This window comes from Paenibacillus sp. CAU 1782, from assembly GCF_054551715.1.
Genome location: NZ_JBTOLL010000001.1, coordinates 924,017 through 943,698, shown reverse-complemented (window position 1 = coordinate 943,698; position 19,682 = coordinate 924,017). Strand labels below are relative to the sequence as shown.

Here is a 19,682-nt window from a genome sequence, read left to right as displayed (position 1 = left end):
CAGGCTGAGGGCAGGCCGGAACAAGCCGGACTTAGCGGAAAACGTCAGCAAGATGCGAAGCTGGCTGGGGAGGGGGCAGGCCGTGCTGGCAATGGCGGTAACCATCAGCGAGACGAGAAGCCGTCTGGTGATGAGCGCGACCGGCTAATGAAGCAGCTTCACTTGAAGCATTTAGAACGTCAAAAGAAGCAGTCGGCTGCCGCAGGCGCAACGCAATTGGCTTTGCTTCTGTTTTTTTGCGGCTTATGGGAGCTTGCAGGGCAAAACAAATGGATCGACCCTCTGTTGTTCAGCTACCCTTCAAAGCTGGCTGCCCAATTATGGAGCGGCTTGTATGGCGGAAGTCTGTGGCCGCATATCGGGGTGACGGTGTCGGAGACGGTTGCCGGTTTTGTGCTGGGTACGCTGGTTGGGACAGCGCTTGCCGCGCTGCTGTGGTGGTTTCCGTTTCTCTCCCGAGTGCTGGACCCGTATCTGGTAGTTTTGAACAGCATGCCAAAGGTGGCGTTGGGCCCAATCTTCATTGTAGCGTTAGGTCCCGGCTTCTTTTCCATTTTGGCTATCACGTTGTCCGTCACGGTCATTATTACGACTCTGAACATCTACAACCGCTTCAGGGAGATCGACGGCGGTTATATCAAGGTGGTTCGCCTCTTTGGAGCCAACCGGATGCAGCTGTTCCGGCTAGTCATTCTGCCGGGTTCATTCCCCGTGATCATTTCAACGCTCAAGGTGAATGTCGGCCTGGCTTGGATCGGCGTTATCGTAGGGGAGTTTCTTGTTGCCAAAACGGGGCTGGGCTACCAGATCATTTACGGCTTTCAGGTTTTCAATTTTACGCTGGTGCTGTCAAGCCTGGTTGTTATTGGCGTTGTGGCGACCGCGATGTACCGTGCCGTAGCGGCCTTGGAGAAGAGGTTGACGGCGGGCTGGCGAGAGCGGTAGGATGTGGAAGAACACATTCCATCGGATTCGGAGATACATTCTATGGGCATTCGGATTGTCAAAACGGCAGCCGCTGCGATTGCGGCTATTTATACGGCACTTTACTTGGAGCTTGAGCCTGCGCTGGCCGCGGGCATTCTGGCGATACTCGGCGTCGAGGCGACTCGGATGAAAGGGCTCAAAAGCGCAGCCATCCGGTTCATCGCTTCGGTGCTGGGGCTTTTTTTCGCTTCGCTTATTTTTACGCTGTTCGGCTTTCATTATTGGGTCGTAGCGATTTTTATTCTGTTTACTTTTCCGATACTGTCACGCTTTATGTTGAAGGACGGCATTTTGACCAGCTGTGTTATCGTCTTTCATCTGTTTGCCTACAAGGAGGTCACGGCGGACATTATCGCGAACGAAGTGCTTCTGCTGCTGGTGGGCCTTGGCTGGGCGACCGTTATTAATGTCATGTACATGCCCAAGGAGGATCGAAGCCTGGCCGCGCTCAAAAGCGGACTGGAGGAAGCGTTCAGCGCAATTTTTTGCGAGATGGCGCTTACGCTGCGCAATCCCGGCCATGTCTGGTCAGGCAGCCAATTGCTTGAAGCCGAGGTAATCATGGCAAAAGGGGCGGAAGGTTCGCTGCGCAGCCGCGAAAACCGGCTTTGGCTGCATGAAGCTTATTGGACAAGCTATTTTCAGATGCGTCGCGAGCAATTCACGTCGATTGGACAAATGCTGGCGGAGCTGTCGCTTGTATATGAAAAGGTGCCGCAAGGCGAACATCTGGCGGATCTGTTCGATCAGCTGTCGATCGACGTCAAAAAAGACGTATACACCGGGGAAGCCGAACGAATGGCTCACGACCTTGTGGGACTGTTTCGCGGCATGGAGCTGCCCAAAACGCGCGAGGAATTCGAGATCCGCGCCAAGTTGTTGACGCTGCTTCACGAAGTGGACCGTTACCTCGCCGTCGCCAGACGGCTGAAAAAGAAGCCGAAGGAAGAGAGCAGACAGGAAGCGTAGTGTTTTGCGGGGGGAGAAGGGCGACGGGCGTAAAGGGTGAAATATGGAATATGGCAAGAAGAGAACAGAGTTGAAGTGTGCGGAGGAAGGGACAAGGGAAGAAAGAACAAAGATGAAGTGTGCGGAGGAAGGGAACATGGGACGAAGAGAACAATGGTGAAGGGAGTAAATGGAGCGATCAAAGTGGGAAATGGTGAATGGGAGTGAAGGGCGAAAATGAAGATAAAGGCGAAGGGGGGCGCAGGGCGCAAATGATGCAGGATGCGTAAGGGATCAAATGGCAAACAAAACAACCCTGTAACCTACTTCGTTCCGTAGTCTGCACCAGCCGGAGCCTACCTCGCCAACAGCCTAACGGTCATCTATGACCGGCAGAACCTAAAAGCGGAAATCTACTCCGTTCCGTAGTGTGCACCAGCCGGAGCCTACCTCGCCCAACAGCCTAACGGTCATCTATGACCGGCAGAACCTAAAAATGGCTGTTTTCTTCCCTGTAACGGTCACCTATGTCCATTAGCGCTCAAAAGTGGTGTTTTTTGGACGAAAATGAGCGTTAACGGCCATTAATGACCGTTACAAATTGGATTTCTGTAAAAAGGAGCATCTAAAGGTCATGGATGACCGTAAGAGGAAGGCGTGTGGTGTGTGGTGCGCTCTTCAAGGGCGCAGCTAACGTTTTGAGATCGGACTGTGCGATCCGTCCATAGAGGTTTCTTTTATTGACAGTCGATCGCTTGGTTCTGAGCTGGCATCTTTTTATTGTAGGTTTCTTTTAATCGCTTCTATGTTTGCTGCATGCTTATTAATGCATGAATGTTGGTTTCCCATGAGCTGATGCTTCCTCATATGTATAATTTAAGCAAGCTGCGTTTTTACGTATTAGTTAGGTCTTCTTCGTAGACATCATTTCTGCATTGCGCCTTGGGAAGTTCGACTGTAGCATATATCGCGCTGCATGCCGCCATTTCCACTTCATATTTTCGCCAAGCAGAGAATAGAATGTAGCAAGCGGGAAAAACGATGGTGTGGATTTTCCCCGTTCTGCGGCCCGTGCTAGCTGCGGCAGGAGACATGCAAAATAAATTTTTCGGATTAGACTCGTTTAATCAACAAACGCCTATGACCTGCATACACTTTAATTGAATGATTGTATGGAGGAGGTTAAATCAATGACTATTGCAGATAAACAGCTACAGTGCAGAGAAATAATAACAAAAGCTGTCTGCGGCAAGGGTCGTAAGTTTTCCACTGTAACCCATACCGTTACACCGCCTCACCATCCGACCAGTATTTTGGGCGCATGGATAATCAACCATCAGTATGAAGCGGTTCGTTCGGGCGACGGTATAGAGGTGATCGGTACTTACGATATCAATATTTGGTATTCGTACAACAAAAACTCCCAAACGGACGTAGCCAAGGAATCCGTACAATTCGTCGAAAATGTTCCGCTTTCGTATGTTGATCCCAAGCACAGGGCTGCGACAGAGGAAGTGTCAGCCGAGGTGCTTCAGGAGCCCAACTGCATTGAGGCGAACATTTCCTCTAGCGGCGCAAGCGTAGTAGTGCGCGTCGAGCGGGAGTTTGCGGTCGAGATGATTGCCGAGACGAAAGTCTGCGTAGCTGTTGTTCCGGGCGGCTGCAGCGATCATGATGACAAGGATTTTGAGTTCAGCCTTGGCGACGAGGACGGAGACTTCGAGGACCTGGATTCCGATTTGCTGGACGACGAGCTGTAACTCGCCGTCTGGCAATAATGCATTGTTCTCTTTTGGATACGGCATTATATGCTGCTTCGGCGGCAAATTCGAGGGCGAAAGCCCTCCTTTTTTTTGGCATCGCAAGTCCTTGGCGCCCGATTCATTATCATACAGGCGCTCATTGGTGGGGAGTGGCACGCTGTGGCTGCTGCAAGCGATCACCGTTGGATTGAAAGTCTGGAGGTTTGCGGTAGTGCGCTCTTCTCGTTGAAATCGGCAGCTGCCGCATACGAAAGGTGGCATGGGAATGGGGGAGCTGTGGGTTTGGGACGGAACTGCATATGAATCCATGATGTCCGAGGATGCGCCTCGTCGTTTGCCTTTGAATAAGTCGCCACGCCAAGGAGATGTCGTATTGCCGCTTACATGGAGCTTGCTGCCTCGCTCTTCGAAGCAAGTTGGAATCTGGCTGCTTAATGAAGGCGCTTCTTCGCTTGAGGACATGAGCCTTGGGCGGCAGCGTGAACTTTGGCGTATGTCGGGCCTCGGTGTAGCAGAGGGGCTGCCTGACGAGCGGTTGTTTGTTGTGGAGGTATGCAATCTGGAGCCGCTTTCCGTAATGCGTGCAGAAAATGGCGTCTGGCAAAAGACGGTGATGGCAATGTCAGAGCAGCAGCAACCAGAGAAGATAGAACTCAAAAGAGGTGCTGAACCTAAAATTAGAGGATACTTGGAACGTAAAGATATAGGGGGAACGGGACAGCAAGATAGTGGAGGCGCGGCATCCTGGAGAAGCAGCCGCGCCGGGGAATGGCCGAGCGACGCAGCGCTGCGGAGGGTCGCGCGCGTTGCCGTGCGCGCGTTGTATGTGCTCCGCCTCGATATTGGCGAGGCGGTTGTTGCCCTTGCCGGCGACGGCCGCTGCGCCGTCAGAGGGGTGCGGCCGCTGCTTGGCGACGGCGCAAGCCAGTCGGCCGCGCTGCGGCGTTTCGCCGCAATGCTTGACGCGGCGGGAGCCATTGACGAGGGTCGGCGCATATTGCTGGGCGCCGATCCCGAGTTTGTGCTGCTGATGCCGAGCGGCAAGGTGGCTCCGGCATCGCGCTTTTTCGGCGCCGGCGCCGGGGGAGCAGCGGGCGCCGACGCCGTGTTGGTGGGGCGACGGCTGCTCTATCCCGTCGCCGAGCTGCGGCCGGCGCCGGCGGAGGGCCCCGCCGCGCTGGCCGGCAATATCCGGCGGCTGATGCTTGCCGCCGCCGCAAAGGTGCGCGACCCGAGGCTGCGCTGGGTCGCGGGAGCCATGCCCGTGCCGGGGCTTGCGCTCGGCGGGCATATCCACATCAGCGGAGCGCCGCTCACCAGCCGCCTGCTGCGCCTGCTGGACAACTGCGCGGCCTATCCGCTGGCTATGGTGGAGGACCCCGCCGGGCGCGGCCGCCGTCCCCGATACGGCAGTCTCGGGGACTTTCGCTTGCAGCCGCATGGCGGGTTTGAATACCGGACGCTGCCGAGCTGGCTTGTCTCTCCGGCAGCGGCCAAAGCCGCTTTTGCGCTGGCGCTGCTTTGCGCAAGGGAAGCCGCGACGCTGCCAAGAATCCCGGCAGCGGAAGAGCGTTACCGCGCCGCCTATTATGCCGGCGACCGAAAAGAGTTATCCGCATGCCTGGACGACATCGCGGATGTAATGACAAGGTGTGCCAGCTACGAGGAGCTGGCTCCCTTCATAGAGCCGTTGTTTCAAGCGGCAAGAGCGGGCAAAACATGGGACGAACAAAGCGATTTTCGACTCAAATGGCGAATCCCGTTTCCGCAGTATAATTAATGCGGTTAATTAAATCCGTTAAGTAAATTCGTTAATTAAATATCGATAATAATAGGTGTTATGTAATTGGGGAGATGCCTGAGATGCCTTATAACCCGCCTATGAGTTTTTTAAGGGCGCCTTTCACTGTCTTTTCCCACGCAGAATAAGGGCTTTAAGCGGTAAATCCGCATGGTTATGGCGCACGTCTGTTCCGCTTGGTATAATAACATATTATATACATAGCAGGAGGAGCAGCAATGAGCGGTTATACTCCGATGATTCAGCAATATTTGGCAATCAAGGAAGAAGCGAAAGATGCCTTTTTATTTTTCCGATTAGGCGATTTTTACGAAATGTTTTTTAACGACGCCATCGAAGCGTCGCGCGAGCTTGAAATCACGTTGACGGGAAGGGAAGGCGGCGGAGCGGCCAAAATTCCGATGTGCGGCGTTCCCTACCATTCCGCTGAAAACTATATAGCCCGGCTTGTCGAAAAAGGATACAAGGTGGCGATATGCGAGCAAGTCGAAGATCCCGCCGCTGCAAAAGGCGTGGTCCGCCGCGAAATTGTCCGTATCGTTACACCGGGCACCGTAATGGAAACAAAATCGCTGGAGAGCAAGCACAACAATTTTATTGCTGCGGTAGATTTGGCCGGCGGCATGATTGGATTAGCGGCTTGCGATTTGACGACCGGAGAGCTATACGTGACCTCCTTCCCGCAGCAAGGCGAAGCGATGATGGACGAGCTTAACGTTTATAATCCTTCCGAGGTTGTAGGGAGCGAAAGCCTGCTTGGCGCTTTGCAGGGCGCGGCCTCATGGGGAGGAACGGCTGTTCTTACCGCAAGAGCCGCCGTATCTCGGGAAAGGCTGGCCGAGCAATTTGGAGACGGGGAACTGGCTGGTCTTTCACCGGCGCGTTTGCAAGCTGTAGGCGTTATGATTGGTTATTTGGAGGATACCCAGAAGCGATCCTTGGGACACGTGCGGAGTATCGCTTCTTATGAGCCGAATCAATATATGATTCTGGACCACTACACGCGCCGCAATCTGGAATTGACGGAAACAGTACGCGACCGGAGCAAAAAAGGCTCGTTGCTCTGGCTGCTGGATCGGACGGGCACCTCCATGGGAGCCAGGCTGCTGCGCCGCTGGATCGACAAGCCGCTCCTGAGCAGCTCAGCAATCGGCAAACGGCTTGACGCTGTTGAGACGTTGTATCGCAACCTGATTTTGCGAGAAGACGTTCGCAGCCAGCTCAGTCCGATCTACGATTTGGAGCGCCTGGTGGGGCGTGTCGCTTACGGCAACGCCAACGGGCGCGACTTGAACGCGCTGAAAGCATCCCTTCTGCGCATTCCGGCTTTGATGGAGCTGTGCCATAATTCCGGTTCGGCGGTGCTGCAAGACCTCGTGCGCGATGCCGACGACTGCGGAGACATTGCGGATATGATCGAAACCGTGCTGGTGGACGAACCTCCGATTTCCATCCGTGAAGGCGGTTTGATTAAGGGCGGATACGACGAATATCTGGACCAGCTTCGGGAAGCCAGCACAAACGGGAAAAAATGGCTAGCTGAGCTTGAGCGCCAGGAACGGGAAGCGACTGGCATTAAATCGATCAAAATCGGCTTCAACAAAGTATTTGGCTATTATCTGGAGGTATCCAAAGCCAATCTGGCCATGCTGCCTGAAGGCCGCTATGAGCGCAAGCAGACGCTGGCTAACGCTGAGCGGTTCGTCACGCCTGAACTGAAAGAGAAGGAACGGCTGATTCTGGAAGCCGAGGACAAAATGGTCGATCTGGAGTATGCCCGTTTTATCGAGCTGCGCGACCATATTGCGCTTCATCTTCACCGCTTGCAGCGCGCGGCTGCGATGATTGCGGAGCTGGACGTCTACCAGTCGCTTGCGACGGTGAGCGCAGAGCGCCGCTATACCCGTCCGAATGTGACGGAAGGATTTGATCTTGCCATCAGAGAGGGCCGCCATCCCGTGGTCGAAGCGATGATGGACGGAACGCCTTTTATCGCCAATGATGCGGTGCTAAGCAATAACGATCAGCGGATTTTGCTGATTACAGGACCCAATATGGCTGGCAAAAGCACCTACATGCGCCAGACTGCCTTAATTTGCGTAATGGCGCAGATCGGCTGCTTCGTTCCGGCCCGGAGCGCGGAAATTCCGCTGGTCGACCGCATTTTTACCCGGATTGGCGCAGCTGACGATCTGATCGGCGGACAAAGCACGTTTATGGTAGAAATGAAGGACATTCAAATCATGACGGAAAAAGCGACCCCGAGCAGCCTTGTCATCATTGACGAGCTTGGCAGAGGCACATCTACTGGCGAAGGGATGGCGATTGCGCAAGCCGTTATTGAATTTGCCCACCATCATATTGGCTGCAAGGCGCTGGTGTCCACTCATTTCCATGAACTGGCCCATCTGGAGGAGTCGTTGTCTTCCCTGGGCAATGCCCGGATGGCGGTTGAAGAAAGCGGGGAGGATGTAACGTTCCTGCGGCGTTTGATTCCAGGCGCAGCCAGCACCAGCTATGGCATATATTGCGCGAGACTGGCCGGCTTGCCCGACTCCATAATTCAGAGAGCCTACAGCTTGCTGGAGGCTACAAGCAACGGGCATGCCGCAGAAAGCCCGTCCCGAGCCGGCGTTTCTACTTTTCCCACGGCAAGTTCGGGAGAGGGACGCGATCATTCCAACCAATTTGCGGCTGTCGTACATGAATCGGAACCGTCTGCTTATGAGAGTGGCCAATCCGTCAAAATAGCGAACCCGGAAGATCGTTCAACCCAAGCGAATGTATTTAACAGCATTAATGATAATGAAATTAATGACATTAATAATTCGATGCCGATCCTGAATGTTGATCGGAAAGACGGCCCATCTGCTGTCGTGCAGCTATCCATGTTCGAGGAGCCTGCTGCTGCGGCCGAGAGTCATGGTAGGCGCAAAGCGTCGCCTAAAGCTGAACAGCTTGCAGACGATCTGCGCAAGCTTGATCTCTTTAATATGACGCCGATGCAGGCGATGCAGTGGTTGAATGAAATGAAGGGCAAGCTGAGGGAGTAGCGATTAGACGTAGACCCCCTGACAAAAGCCCCTGCGCTGCGAATAGAGTTTATGGGGACATTGCGTATTCGGCTGAATGGCGATTAGGGAACAGCTCATTTTGAGAACTGCATAATCGGGGTACCGATTGATTGGAGATCGGAATAGTGATCTGAATAGTTCGATCTGAACAGTTCAATGAAAGGAGGGGATGAGGTTGTCCAGAATAAAAGTGCTGGATGAAAAGCTGGCTAACCAGATTGCCGCAGGCGAGGTGGTGGAGCGCCCGTCTTCCGTGGTGAAGGAACTTGTGGAAAATGCAATTGACGCGGGCAGCACCACGATTGACGTTTACGTCGAGGAAGGCGGTTTGACGCTGATCCGCGTTGTCGACAATGGGGGAGGCATCGACCCCGAAGATTTGCCAACCGCTTTTCAGCGCCATGCCACCAGCAAAATTTCTTCCGGCAGCGATCTGTTCCGCATAGCCAGCCTGGGCTTTCGCGGAGAAGCCTTGCCCAGTATCGCGGCGGTTTCCCGATTAAGCGCCATTTCGGCCAATAGCGACAGCGGGCTCGCGAGAAAACTGGTTATTGAAGGCGGGAGCATCGTCACGGAGGAACCGGCGAATTCACCGCAAGGAACGGAAATGTCGGTACGGGATTTATTTTATAACACGCCTGCCCGCTTAAAGTATATGAAGTCGATTCAGACGGAGCTTGGCCATATTTCCGATTATATGAATCGGGTAGCGCTGGCTCATCCCGGTATCGCGATTACACTTAAGCACAATGGTTCCTCGCTGCTTCAGACGCTTGGCACCGGCGATCGTTTGCAGGTCATAGCCGCCGTTTATGGAAGCAGTACAGCAAAAGCGATGCTGGCTGTATCCGCGTCGGATCCCGATTTCGAGCTGACGGGTTATGTGTCCAAGCCAGAGCTGACAAGAGCCAACCGCAACGGAATTACGCTAGTCGTTAATGGTCGCTACATTCGTAGCTTTGCGGTAAACGCCGCGCTCCAGCAGGCATACCACACGCTGCTGCCCATCAATCGCTTTCCGCTGGCAGTGCTTGAGGTTGAGATGCATCCCTCTCTTCTGGATGTCAACGTGCATCCTTCCAAAATGGAGGTGCGTTTCAGCAAAGAAACGGAGCTGAAGGCGCTTATCGAAAAAGCCGTCAAGGCTGTGCTGGGAGCGCAGCGATACATACCTGGCCCGGACTCCGGCAAAAAGCAGCCTCGGTCAGGCCCGCTCTATGTGCAGGAATCCATAGCGTTCCATATTGGTGATCGCCTTGAGCCCGGCAGCAATCCATCGGACCAGGCAAAATCAAGCATTACAGCCGATGGGGGAACGCCAGGGGGGGCAGGCAGCGGCAGCAGGCTGCCCGACAACCGTCAGGAGCCGCGAAGCATCAGCTATAATCAAGCGCGTCCGTTCAATGGCTATGCGAATGAGCGAAATCAGCAAATCCCTCGGGCGGCCGTCGAAAAGTTGTATGCGCCGCCGCGGCAAAATCCGGGTTTGCCAAATGGAAAACATGCCCAAGCTGAATATAGCAGCCAAGCTGATTATAGCGTCCAAGCCGCAGATTCTGCTAACCAGGGACGTCAAGCCGACACCGCAATGGAAAGCAAGGGCGCATTCGGCGATAAGCCGGGAAATGCCGACGTTCCATACGGTCAAAGCCAAAACGAGCAGCTTAAACATGAGGAATTGCCCAGAGATGTTGAACCGCTACAACCTGCAGAACAGTTCAGCTATGAAACGGCCGAAGTTATCCATGAAAACAATGAGGCTATCCATGAAAACGATGAGGCTATTCACGAAGCGGGCGTAGCAGGTCCAGAGACTCCAACCGAAATAGATGACTCAAGGGATGGAGAACCCTTAAACGCTAACGATATTTCAGATGATGGAGAAGGTCAAAACCATAGAGACGCCTCGGAATCTAGTGCTGTTCCTAACGTTCGTGAAGCTCCGGTACCGTCTCCCGGTTTTCCCGAGCTGCATTGGATCGGCCAGCATCATGGGACTTATATTGTGGCCCAGGCGGACGACGGGCTTTATCTGATTGACCAGCATGCGGCGCACGAGCGAATCAATTATGAATATTATCTCTATCAGTTTGGCCACCCGGCGGCCGAAAGCCAAGGGCTGCTGGTTCCTCTGACGCTGGAATTTACGCCTGGGGAAGCGATGCAGCTGCGCGACAGGTTAGAGCTGTTCCGGGAAGCCGGGGTGGATATCGAGCCGTTTGGAGCGCAGACATTTCTGGTCCGGGCGTATCCGCAATGGCTGCCTCACGGCGAGGAGAAAGCGGTGCTGGAGGAAATGGCGGAGCTGCTGATCGCGGAACGGAAAAGCATCGATATTGGAAAGCTTAGGGAAAAAGCGGCCATCATGTGCGCCTGCAAGGCGTCCATCAAAGCCAATGACCGAATGACGCGTGAAGAAGGCGATGTACTTCTGGCAAGGCTATCGGGCTGCAGCCAGCCGTATACTTGCCCGCACGGGCGGCCCATTATCGTCCATCTGTCCACGTACCAGCTGGAAAAAATGTTTAAACGGGTGATGTCATGATCGTTACAACAGCTCCACGGCCCTCGGAAACGGCCAGACGGAGAGCCTCCAAACTGGCAGCGGAGCTGGGAGCTTCGCTTGTGCAGCGGCGGGGAGCGACTGTACGCCAATTGCTCGGCGCGGCCTCCGGCAAACAAGCGATAGTCGTGACGGAACGCGAGGTCCGTTTTTATGACGGGGAAGATGCAAAACCGCTATTTTTTCATCCAAGCATGGCCTTTATCCGGGTCAAAAGGTTAAGGGACGGCGGTAGCGATCCGCTTGTCGAATGGTCGGGCTGCAAACCCGGCGACGCCATTATCGATTGTACGGCCGGAATGGCCGGCGATTCTCTTGTTTTGTCCTATGCGGCCGGTGAAACCGGCTCGGTAACGGCGCTGGAGAGCGGGGAGGTGCTGGCTGCGCTTGTCCGTGAAGGGTTGTCCTCCTACCAGTCGGGACTCCGCGACGTGGACGATGCGATGCGGCGGATCCGGCTTGTGACGGCGGCACACCGCGATTATTTGGCAAGCTGTCCTGACAAAAGCGCCGATATTGTTTATTTTGACCCCATGTTCCGTAAGCCGGTTTATGAGTCCTCTGCCATTTCCGCATTTCGTCCCATTGCCAATGGCGATGCGTTGTCGGAGGAAGCGATTTTCCATGCCAAGCGAGTGGCGAGAAAAACGGTCATTATGAAAGAACACGGGGCTAGCGGAGAATTCCAGCGGCTCGGCTTTACGCCGTGTCAGCCGGGCGTTCCCAAAATTACGTATGGAGTGATACATGTTGATTGAACACCAGAAGCGTTGGAATCTGCCAAGCGGAGAATCTAATGGCGGCAAAATTCCTTTGCTTGTGCTGATTGGCCCAACCGCGATAGGCAAAACCGCTCTCAGCCTCAGTATAGCGGAGCAGTGGAACGCCGAAATTATTTCCGGCGATTCCATGCAGGTTTATCGTGAAATGGATATCGGAACGGCAAAAATCAAAAAAGAAGAACGGCGGGGCATCCCGCATCATCTGATCGACATCGTTGATCCTGACCAGGCTTATTCCGCCGCCGATTTTCAAAATGATGCAAGAAACGCAATTGCCGAAATTGCGGGACGAGGCAAACTTCCTTTTATCGTTGGGGGGACGGGATTATATATTGAATCGCTTTGTTATGACTACCGTTTTGCGGATCATGGCTCGGATGAGTCGTTTCGGACCCTTCAGGAGGCCTATGCCGCCTCGCACGGGGTTGAGGCGTTGCATAAGCGTCTGGCGGAGGTGGACGCGGAGACGGCGGAGCGGCTCCATCCCAATGATGTGCGCCGCGTCATCAGGGCGCTTGAAGTGCATCATTTGACTGGCGTGCCTTTCAGCAAGCAGCAGGCGGGGCAGCGGAAGGAATCGCCATACGAGCTTATCATTTTGGGGCTGGCGATGGATCGTGCGGCACTGTATCGCCGTATCGAGGAGCGAATTGACATCATGCTGAATGAAGGTTTGCAGGCCGAAGTAGAGAGCTTAATGAAGCGGGTTCCGCCGCCCCATCCGACGCCGCTTCAGGCGTTGGGCTACAAAGAGCTGGTGTCTTATTTGCGCGGAGAATTGTCCTATGAAGCCGCCGTAGAGCTGCTGAAAAGGGACACAAGAAGGTTTGCAAAACGCCAGCTTTCCTGGTTCCGGCACATGAACGAAATTCACTGGTTCGACACAGATGAAAATTTTCAAGAGAATTTGAATGCAATTCATGGTATAATAGCAGGAAAGTTTCAAGGTTATCTTGAATATAATTCTAATCAATCTTTTGTAGACGGGGGTTAGCGTCCAATGAACAAGTCGATCAATATTCAAGATACGTTTCTGAATCAGCTACGCAAAGAAAACATTCCGGTAACCGTTTTTTTGATGAACGGTTTTCAAATTCGTGGCGTCATCAAAGCCTTCGATAATTTTACGATTATTATCGACAGCGAAGGCCGGCAACAAATGGTGTACAAGCATGCCGTATCGACTTTTATGCCTCAACGCAATGTTTCGCTGATGCAGCAGGACGGCCCGACGGCTTAATTTAACGGCGCCGGACAAGGCTATTTGCTGGTTGGCCGCTCCTGATTCTTCCGGGCTGGAAGACGGGAAAACAGGTCGGTTTTGGCCATTATTTCAGGATTCGCGAAGCGCTGAAACGGAAAGTCATGAAACTTTCTTATAGAAAGGTTCGTTTAACTAGATAGCGGCATGCAGGAGCAACCCGCTTTAACGGGTTGCTTTTGTCATTTTGAGGCAATGCTGTCTACTAGCGAACAAGTGAGCAGGAGGGAAGCCGTCATGACGGAGAAAAAAGCCAGGGGGGCCGCAAGACCCGCAAAAAAGAAAAAGAAAAGAATGTCGGGACAGGCTTGGTTTTACACCATCTTTTTTACACTGGTTATTGGTGTGGTATGTGCGATTATTGGTTATTTGCTTATTATTCTAAACGGCGAGCGGCTGCTTGCCGAACATGGGAACAAGCTGGATTTTGGAGAAGCGTCCATTGTCTACGATGTCGACGGCAACGAGATTTCGAGGCTGTACGTTTTTGACGAGCATCGCGAGGCCGCAGAGTATTCGGAAATTCCGAAGCATATGCTGGAGGCGATTGTGGCAACGGAGGATCGAAGATTTTACGACCATTCCGGGCTGGATTTCTTCGCGATCGGACGCGCGCTGGTTAAGGACGTTGTTGCCAGAAAAGCGGTTGAAGGCGGCAGCACCATCACCCAGCAGCTGGCGAAAAACGTATTTTTGTCAGCGGATAAGACGTTTTTCCGAAAAGCGACGGAGGCTTCAATCGCCGTGGCGCTTGAGCAGGATATGACGAAAGACGAAATTTTGACCATGTATTTAAACCGGATTTATTTTGGCAAAGGCATTTATGGCGTGAAGGCGGCGGCGCAATTTTACTTTGGCGCAGAGCTGTCGGAGCTTGAATTATGGCAAAGCGCCACGCTGGCGGCCATGCCAAAGGGTCCCAATTTGTACAACCCCATAAATAACCCGGAAGAGTCCATGAAACGCAGAGCCGTTGTCTTGCAGCTCATGTACCAGGAAGGCTACATTACGGAATCGCAGATGAATGAAGCCAAAGCGGTTGTTTATGTGCAGCCTGTCAATCAGGATCAACTGAAGACCGGCTCCTACCATGCGTTTGTCGATTACGTCATCGACGAAGCCATGGCCAAAATGAACATCGACGAAAACGAGCTGCGGGTCAGCGGGCTGCAAATCTATACGACATTGAGTGTGCAAGCACAACAGACAGTCGAAAAAGAGTTTGCCAACGCAGCTAACTTTGAAGAAAGCAAAGATGACCAAATTGTTCAAGGCGCCATGGTCATTATGGATCACCAGACCGGAGAGGTTAAAGCTATTGCAGGCGGCCGGGATTATGAAAAGCGCAGCTGGAATCGCGCGGTGAAGCCGCGTCAGCCGGGGTCCTCGATCAAACCGATCGTAGCGTACGGACCGGCGCTTGAGACCGGGAATTATACACCGTCTACCGTTCTGAAGAACGATCAAAAATGTTTTGGCAACTATTGTCCAACCGACCGTTGGGGTCCAGTCGAGGTATCCATGACGCAAGCCATTAAGGATTCCCGCAACCTCGCAGCCGTCTGGATGCTGAATGAAATTGGAGTGAAAACCGGTGCCAATTTTGCAAAAAAACTCGGCATTCCGGTACTGGACGATGACATGAACCTGGCGTTGGCGCTTGGCGGCATGACGCGCGGGGCTTCCCCGATGCAGATGGCGACGGCGTACAGTGTAATGGCAAACGGAGGGAAGTCCGTTGATGCCCATTCCATCCTTCGCATTCAGAAAAAGGGCAAGGATGTTTACACCTATAAGGCGCCGGAAACGAAGCAGCTGATGTCTGCTCAAACCGCGGCTTATTTGACACAAATGATGCAAACGGTCATCGAGCAAGGCGGAACCGGAACAAGAGCCGCGATCGACCGCCCTGTAGCGGGCAAAACGGGTACCACTCAGCATGGTATCCCGGGTTATTCGGGCTCGGGCATCAAGGATGCCTGGTTTGTCGGTTATACGCCGGAGTGGACAGCGGCCGTCTGGATGGGCTACGATAAGACTGACGTTGATCATATTTTGCAAAAGGGCAGCTCGCAATCGGCGGCTTTGTTCGCCAAGGTCATGCAGCCTGCGCTAAAAGGCGTGCCGAAGAGAAGTTTCCAGTCGGCTCAGCCCGTGCAAGAAGAAGAGGAAGAAGAAGAACAGCCATTAACTACGGTTAACGGTCTCAGCGCTGTTTTCGAGCAAGAAAGCATTAAAGTGATCCTGAGTTGGGCCGCAAACGAAGAGCCCGATATCACGTATGAGGTTTTCCGCAAAGAGGAAGGGAATAGCGGCTATATCTCCTTTGTGGATGATGTTGCAGGCACATCCGTGGAGGATATGAGTGTTTTCCCTGGTGTTACTTATGATTATTACGTGGTTGCGCACGACAAGGCCAGAAATGTAAAAAGCGAGCCTTCGGCAGTCGTTACCGTAAGCATTCCGCAAATCGACCTTGGCACGCCGGGCATACCGATGGAGCCGCCATCGGAAACTCCGCCAGTGGAAACATTGCCGGTGGAAACGCCGCAAGCAACTCCGGATCAAGGCGGGGAGCAGCCTACAGCTACTCCGTCGCCGACAGGCGACGGAAGCATCGGCGGCGAAGCGCCTATAGAGACGCCGCTTTCAACAGAAGCTTCCGGTGAAACCGAAGAAGGCCAAGACACGGCGGAAACGCAAGGTTAATTTCGATGGTTGCCGACAGGCTTGTCATGAGATGGGTGGTTGGAAATGTTGAAATCAAGAAGATTTTGGTTTGCTGCCGCGATGATGACGGTTATGCTTATCCTGTTGGCGGGCTGCGGATCGGGCAGCACAAGTGCCGGCGCCTCCAATCAAGATGAGGAGCCGGGAGAGGTGAAAATCTCCAGCTGGAGCAAAATGCCGGAAATGGCTATTGATCCCGACAAAAGCTACCGCGCCGTCGTGGAAACAAGCATGGGTACCTTCGGCATCAACTTGAATGCGGAAGACGCCCCGGTGACAGTGAACAACTTTGTATTTCTGGCAAACGAAGGTTTCTATGAAGGCTTGACCTTTCACAATGTAATTGATTCCTTTATGATTCAAGCCGGCGATCCGCTGGGCAATGGAACGGGGAATGCGGGTTACCGCATTCCCGACGAGCTGGATACCGAAACCTCGTATCACGAAGGCACGGTGGCGATGTTCAATACAGGCGTGCCAAACTCGGGGAGCAGCCAGTTTTTTATCTGCACGGGTCCTGACGCAGCCAATCTAAACCGCCAACCGGACTATGCGGTATTTGGCGAAATCGACCAAGGCATGGATGTGGTCAAGAGCATTGCAAGCGTTCCTGCCCAAAACGGTAAGCCGCTTGAAGATGTTACAATCATAAGCGTGACGATTGAGGTTAAAGCCTTGTAGGCGGTTTTTAGGAACGATTTATTAAACGAAGGCGAGTGAGTTCATTGATTAAAGGACTGTATGAAGCCCATCTGCCTGTCCGAAATCTGGAAATTTCCATTCCATTTTACACAAGCTTGGGTTTAACGATGGCTTGGCGAGATGCAGATACCGCTTTTTTCTGGATTCAGCACGGCATTAGCTGGGTCGGGTTATGGGAAGGGGAAGAGCATAAAACGCCTTATCATCCTTCGTTGCGGCATATCGCATTCCGAACAAGTTATGAGGAGTTGAAGCAGTCACTCAATTGGCTGGATTCGATTGGCGTTGAGGCGGTCCCATTCGGCAGGCGGCATTCTGTGGAGCCTTTTGTCAGACCTAATCAGGGGAATGCCTCCGTGTACTTTAATGATCCGGACGGCAATAGTCTGGAGCTTATGTGCTTTGTTGATGTGCCGGAGTCCCTTCGGCATATAACGGACAAGCTTTCGTTTCAGGAATGGGAAGCTATGCTGGCATCGTCGTCAACGAAATGAAAAAACCGCAATTTGGGCTTTTGCAGCAAGAAAAACCGCGTTTAGCGGCAGGCTTTAAAAGCCACAACACATCAGGCGCGCGTCATGTCAAACATGCGCGCGCTTCTTTTTATAAGCGGAGGCCCGGTTTATTTTCGCGGTCCGCTGGAGATGGACGTTAAGATATGGTAATCTTTTTCTATAGGTGGATTCCTAAATGAACGGAAAGGTACGTTCCTTATGAAAAGAAAATTTTCTGATCGCGCGAATTGGCGCCGTATCCTGCGCAGGAGCTATTCCTGTCTGGCTCTTGACGGCGACGAGTTCAAAGGACTCGTTACCTTTTACCGCATTCATGAGCTGCGTGAGCCGTTATGGAAGGAATACGATGGAAAAAGGCTGTGCCTTGCCGACCGCGGCTACTTGTGGATGCAGCATTTTCCGAAAGGCGAGCATTTTGTCGTAACAACAATGTTTGATGATAAAGGGCGAGTGGTGCAATGGTATATCGACGTTTGCAAAACGCAGGGACTAACCGACCAGCAAGTGCCATGGTTTGACGATTTGTATCTGGACGTCGTTGTTTTGCCAAGCGGCGAAGTGTACCTGATGGACGAGGATGAGCTGGAGGACGCGGTGAGACAAGGCGATGTAACGGGCAAGGAAGCCGCGCTTGCGCGCAAGACGGCCGGCAAGCTGCTATCCAGTATCAAAAGCGGCAGATTCCGTTATTTTACGTTAAGTCTCAAGCACCGAAAAAGCCTGCTTGCCCAGAGGGGAGAATTAAGCGAGTCATGAAGAAAGCAGCAAAAAAAAGGAGCAGGCCGCGTCGTCGAGGGACCGCCTTTCGACCGTGGCGGCTCCTGTTTCGTTTTATACTGGCCGCATTTACGGCAACGGCAATCTGGTGCGTATACGTGCTGTGGCTCGTAGGCAGCTATGATATACCGGAGAAATATCCTCCGGCGGATGCCGGCATTGTGCTTGGCGCCGCTCTGTGGAATGACCGGCCAAGTCCGGCTTTGCGCGAGCGCCTGGAGCTGGCTATACGTCTGTACGAGGAAGGGACGGTGAAGCGGCTTATCTTGACCGGCGGCCATGGAGGCCGGCATTCAAGCTTGTCCGAGGCTGAAGGCATGCGAGATTATCTCGTTGCAGCCGGAGTGCCGGAAGAGGCCCTGTTGCTAGAGGACAAGGCAGCCGACACGTATCAGAATCTGGTATTCAGCCATGCCGTCGGCGAACGGGAGGGCGTGACCAATTATTTGATTATTACCCATGACTATCATGCTACCCGGGCGGAGGAAATGGCTCGGTATGCGGGATTGGATGCAATGGCCGTTGCTGCCGTGCATTCCGACGTGCTGAATCCATATTATAACAACACTCGGGAAATGCTTGCGTATTCCAAGTGGAAGCTGGACTGGGCCTTGATGAAGCTAGGCATTCTTTCTCCTCCAACGCTGCCGTGAATCTGCTAATATGGCGCTGCAAGATAGAATAAACTTGTAGTGTATATCGGATGATTGACCGTAAATTCGGCCGCATCCGGTTGAAGGAGGGCGGTGCACGGGATGAGTGGAGGAGTGATTTCGGGAACCGGCAGCAGCTCTGCCAGGCCTTCCCGGCAAATCAATGTAGTGCTTAGAAGCCAGGAATCATTTAGCGGCGGAGCGGCTCATGCGCTTGATGCGGAGCCGATTCCACAGGTTAAGCCGCTTCCGGCGGTGGACCATTTTGCGGATATTCAAAAAGAGCTGGACCCCATGATCGGGATGGACAGCGTCAAAGCTCTCGTCTATGAAATTTATGCGTTGCTGTACATCGGCCGCATGCGTCTTGAAGCTGGCCTGTCCGGCGGCTCGCAGGTCTATCATATGATTTTCAAAGGCAATCCCGGCACGGGCAAAACAACGATTGCCCGCATTGTTGCAAAGCTATTTCAAAAGATGGGCGTTTTGTCCAAAGGGCATTTGATTGAGGTTGAGCGGGCGGATCTGGTCGGCGAATACATCGGACACACAGCCCAAAAAACAAGGGACCTCGTTCGCAAGGCGCTTGGCGGCGTCTTGTTTGTGGATGAGGCCTACAGCCTCGCGCGCGGCGGTGAAAAGGATTTTGGCAAGGAAGCTATCGATACGCTTGTAAAAGCGATGGAGGACCATCGGAATCAATTTGTACTTATTTTGGCGGGATATCCGCTTGAAATTGAGCAATTTTTGGCAACGAACCCGGGACTGCCTTCGCGGTTTCCGCTTCAAATTGAATTTCCCGACTACTCAGTGGATCAACTTCTTCAGATTGGCGAGCAGATGGTCAAGGAACGCGATTACGTGCTGCTCCCGCAAAGCATGTTCAAGCTGAGACAGCATTTGATACAGGAAAAACTAAATGATTTGTTTTCGTTCAGCAACGCCAGATTCGTGCGCAATATTCTTGAAAAAGCGATGCGCCATCAGGCAGTGAGGCTGATCGGCCAATATTCCAGCTCTATTCCGACCAAAAGCGAGCTGATGAGCATTCGGCCGGAGGACTTGAAGCTTTAACCCGGCGAGAGTTCTGAACGGGAGATATCAGACAGAGGAGACTTGAGAAGCA

Annotated in this window: 15 protein-coding genes; all 15 read left to right on the top strand. The window is 53.1% G+C overall.

The genetic code is table 11. The features are described 5' to 3' along the window. The first annotated feature begins 147 nt into the window (after positions 1 to 147). The 15 genes from ACX93W_RS04625 to ACX93W_RS04555 all read left to right on the top strand — a co-directional run bounded on the left by ACX93W_RS04625 (position 148) and on the right by ACX93W_RS04555 (position 19,630). Positions 148 to 945, top strand: coding sequence for an ABC transporter permease (locus tag ACX93W_RS04625; protein WP_459392012.1), 798 nt, complete (start codon positions 148 to 150; stop codon positions 943 to 945). 42 nt (positions 946 to 987) lie between these two features. Next, the gene (locus ACX93W_RS04620; protein WP_459391130.1) at positions 988 to 1,956 is read left to right on the top strand and encodes an aromatic acid exporter family protein; all 969 of its coding nucleotides are present in this window, start codon (positions 988 to 990) and stop codon (positions 1,954 to 1,956) included. Positions 1,957 to 3,125: 1,169 nt separating this feature from the next. Beyond that, a complete protein-coding gene (locus ACX93W_RS04615; RefSeq protein WP_459391129.1) occupies positions 3,126 to 3,695 on the top strand; it encodes an outer spore coat protein CotE in 570 nt (189 codons plus the stop codon). Positions 3,696 to 3,963: 268 nt separating this feature from the next. Beyond that, on the top strand, positions 3,964 to 5,478 hold the full coding sequence (locus tag ACX93W_RS04610; RefSeq protein ID WP_459391128.1) for a putative amidoligase domain-containing protein: 1,515 nt from the start codon (positions 3,964 to 3,966) through the stop codon (positions 5,476 to 5,478). Positions 5,479 to 5,717: 239 nt separating this feature from the next. Further along, positions 5,718 to 8,552, top strand: a complete 2,835-nt coding sequence (mutS, locus tag ACX93W_RS04605) for a DNA mismatch repair protein MutS (protein ID WP_459391127.1) — start codon at positions 5,718 to 5,720, stop codon at positions 8,550 to 8,552. A 196-nt stretch (positions 8,553 to 8,748) separates the two neighbouring features. After that, a complete protein-coding gene (mutL, locus tag ACX93W_RS04600) occupies positions 8,749 to 11,118 on the top strand; it encodes a DNA mismatch repair endonuclease MutL (RefSeq protein ID WP_459391126.1) in 2,370 nt (789 codons plus the stop codon). Then, on the top strand, positions 11,115 to 11,894 hold the full coding sequence (locus ACX93W_RS04595; RefSeq protein WP_459391125.1) for a class I SAM-dependent methyltransferase: 780 nt from the start codon (positions 11,115 to 11,117) through the stop codon (positions 11,892 to 11,894). Before mutL ends, ACX93W_RS04595 begins: the two co-directional genes overlap by 4 nt. Continuing rightward, entirely contained in the window at positions 11,884 to 12,912 is a 1,029-nt protein-coding gene (gene miaA / locus ACX93W_RS04590; protein ID WP_459391124.1) for a tRNA (adenosine(37)-N6)-dimethylallyltransferase MiaA, read from the top strand. The genes ACX93W_RS04595 and miaA overlap by 11 nt, the downstream gene beginning before the upstream one ends. 6 nt (positions 12,913 to 12,918) lie before the next feature. Continuing rightward, positions 12,919 to 13,158, top strand: a complete 240-nt coding sequence (gene hfq / locus ACX93W_RS04585) for an RNA chaperone Hfq (RefSeq protein ID WP_068683714.1) — start codon at positions 12,919 to 12,921, stop codon at positions 13,156 to 13,158. A 258-nt stretch (positions 13,159 to 13,416) separates the two neighbouring features. Further along, positions 13,417 to 15,888, top strand: coding sequence for a transglycosylase domain-containing protein (locus ACX93W_RS04580; protein ID WP_459391123.1), 2,472 nt, complete (start codon positions 13,417 to 13,419; stop codon positions 15,886 to 15,888). Positions 15,889 to 15,933: 45 nt separating this feature from the next. Continuing rightward, complete coding sequence (locus ACX93W_RS04575; RefSeq protein WP_459391122.1) at positions 15,934 to 16,590, top strand: peptidylprolyl isomerase; 657 nt, start codon at positions 15,934 to 15,936, stop codon at positions 16,588 to 16,590. Positions 16,591 to 16,634: 44 nt separating this feature from the next. Further along, positions 16,635 to 17,105, top strand: a complete 471-nt coding sequence (locus ACX93W_RS04570; RefSeq protein ID WP_459391121.1) for a VOC family protein — start codon at positions 16,635 to 16,637, stop codon at positions 17,103 to 17,105. A 219-nt stretch (positions 17,106 to 17,324) separates the two neighbouring features. After that, positions 17,325 to 17,882: a DUF402 domain-containing protein gene (locus tag ACX93W_RS04565; protein ID WP_459391120.1), complete on the top strand. Its 558-nt coding sequence runs from the start codon at positions 17,325 to 17,327 to the stop codon at positions 17,880 to 17,882. Beyond that, the gene (locus ACX93W_RS04560) at positions 17,879 to 18,556 is read left to right on the top strand and encodes a SanA/YdcF family protein (RefSeq protein WP_459391119.1); all 678 of its coding nucleotides are present in this window, start codon (positions 17,879 to 17,881) and stop codon (positions 18,554 to 18,556) included. Before ACX93W_RS04565 ends, ACX93W_RS04560 begins: the two co-directional genes overlap by 4 nt. A gap of 102 nt (positions 18,557 to 18,658) precedes the next feature. Beyond that, the gene (locus ACX93W_RS04555) at positions 18,659 to 19,630 is read left to right on the top strand and encodes an AAA family ATPase (protein WP_459391118.1); all 972 of its coding nucleotides are present in this window, start codon (positions 18,659 to 18,661) and stop codon (positions 19,628 to 19,630) included. Positions 19,631 to 19,682 lie beyond the last annotated feature (52 nt).

What these genes read in the sequence shown, in the direction of transcription:
- ACX93W_RS04625 (WP_459392012.1), top strand. Translation starts at nt 148, where the DNA reads ATGAAGCAGCTTCACTTGAAGCATTTAGAACGTCAAAAGAAGCAGTCG.
- ACX93W_RS04620 (WP_459391130.1), top strand. Translation starts at nt 988, where the DNA reads ATGGGCATTCGGATTGTCAAAACGGCAGCCGCTGCGATTGCGGCTATT.
- ACX93W_RS04615 (WP_459391129.1), top strand. Translation starts at nt 3,126, where the DNA reads ATGACTATTGCAGATAAACAGCTACAGTGCAGAGAAATAATAACAAAA.
- ACX93W_RS04610 (WP_459391128.1), top strand. Translation starts at nt 3,964, where the DNA reads ATGGGGGAGCTGTGGGTTTGGGACGGAACTGCATATGAATCCATGATG.
- mutS (WP_459391127.1), top strand. Translation starts at nt 5,718, where the DNA reads ATGAGCGGTTATACTCCGATGATTCAGCAATATTTGGCAATCAAGGAA.
- ACX93W_RS04595 (WP_459391125.1), top strand. Translation starts at nt 11,115, where the DNA reads ATGATCGTTACAACAGCTCCACGGCCCTCGGAAACGGCCAGACGGAGA.
- miaA (WP_459391124.1), top strand. Translation starts at nt 11,884, where the DNA reads ATGTTGATTGAACACCAGAAGCGTTGGAATCTGCCAAGCGGAGAATCT.
- hfq (WP_068683714.1), top strand. Translation starts at nt 12,919, where the DNA reads ATGAACAAGTCGATCAATATTCAAGATACGTTTCTGAATCAGCTACGC.
- ACX93W_RS04580 (WP_459391123.1), top strand. Translation starts at nt 13,417, where the DNA reads ATGACGGAGAAAAAAGCCAGGGGGGCCGCAAGACCCGCAAAAAAGAAA.
- ACX93W_RS04575 (WP_459391122.1), top strand. Translation starts at nt 15,934, where the DNA reads ATGTTGAAATCAAGAAGATTTTGGTTTGCTGCCGCGATGATGACGGTT.
- ACX93W_RS04565 (WP_459391120.1), top strand. Translation starts at nt 17,325, where the DNA reads ATGAAAAGAAAATTTTCTGATCGCGCGAATTGGCGCCGTATCCTGCGC.
- ACX93W_RS04560 (WP_459391119.1), top strand. Translation starts at nt 17,879, where the DNA reads ATGAAGAAAGCAGCAAAAAAAAGGAGCAGGCCGCGTCGTCGAGGGACC.
- ACX93W_RS04555 (WP_459391118.1), top strand. Translation starts at nt 18,659, where the DNA reads ATGAGTGGAGGAGTGATTTCGGGAACCGGCAGCAGCTCTGCCAGGCCT.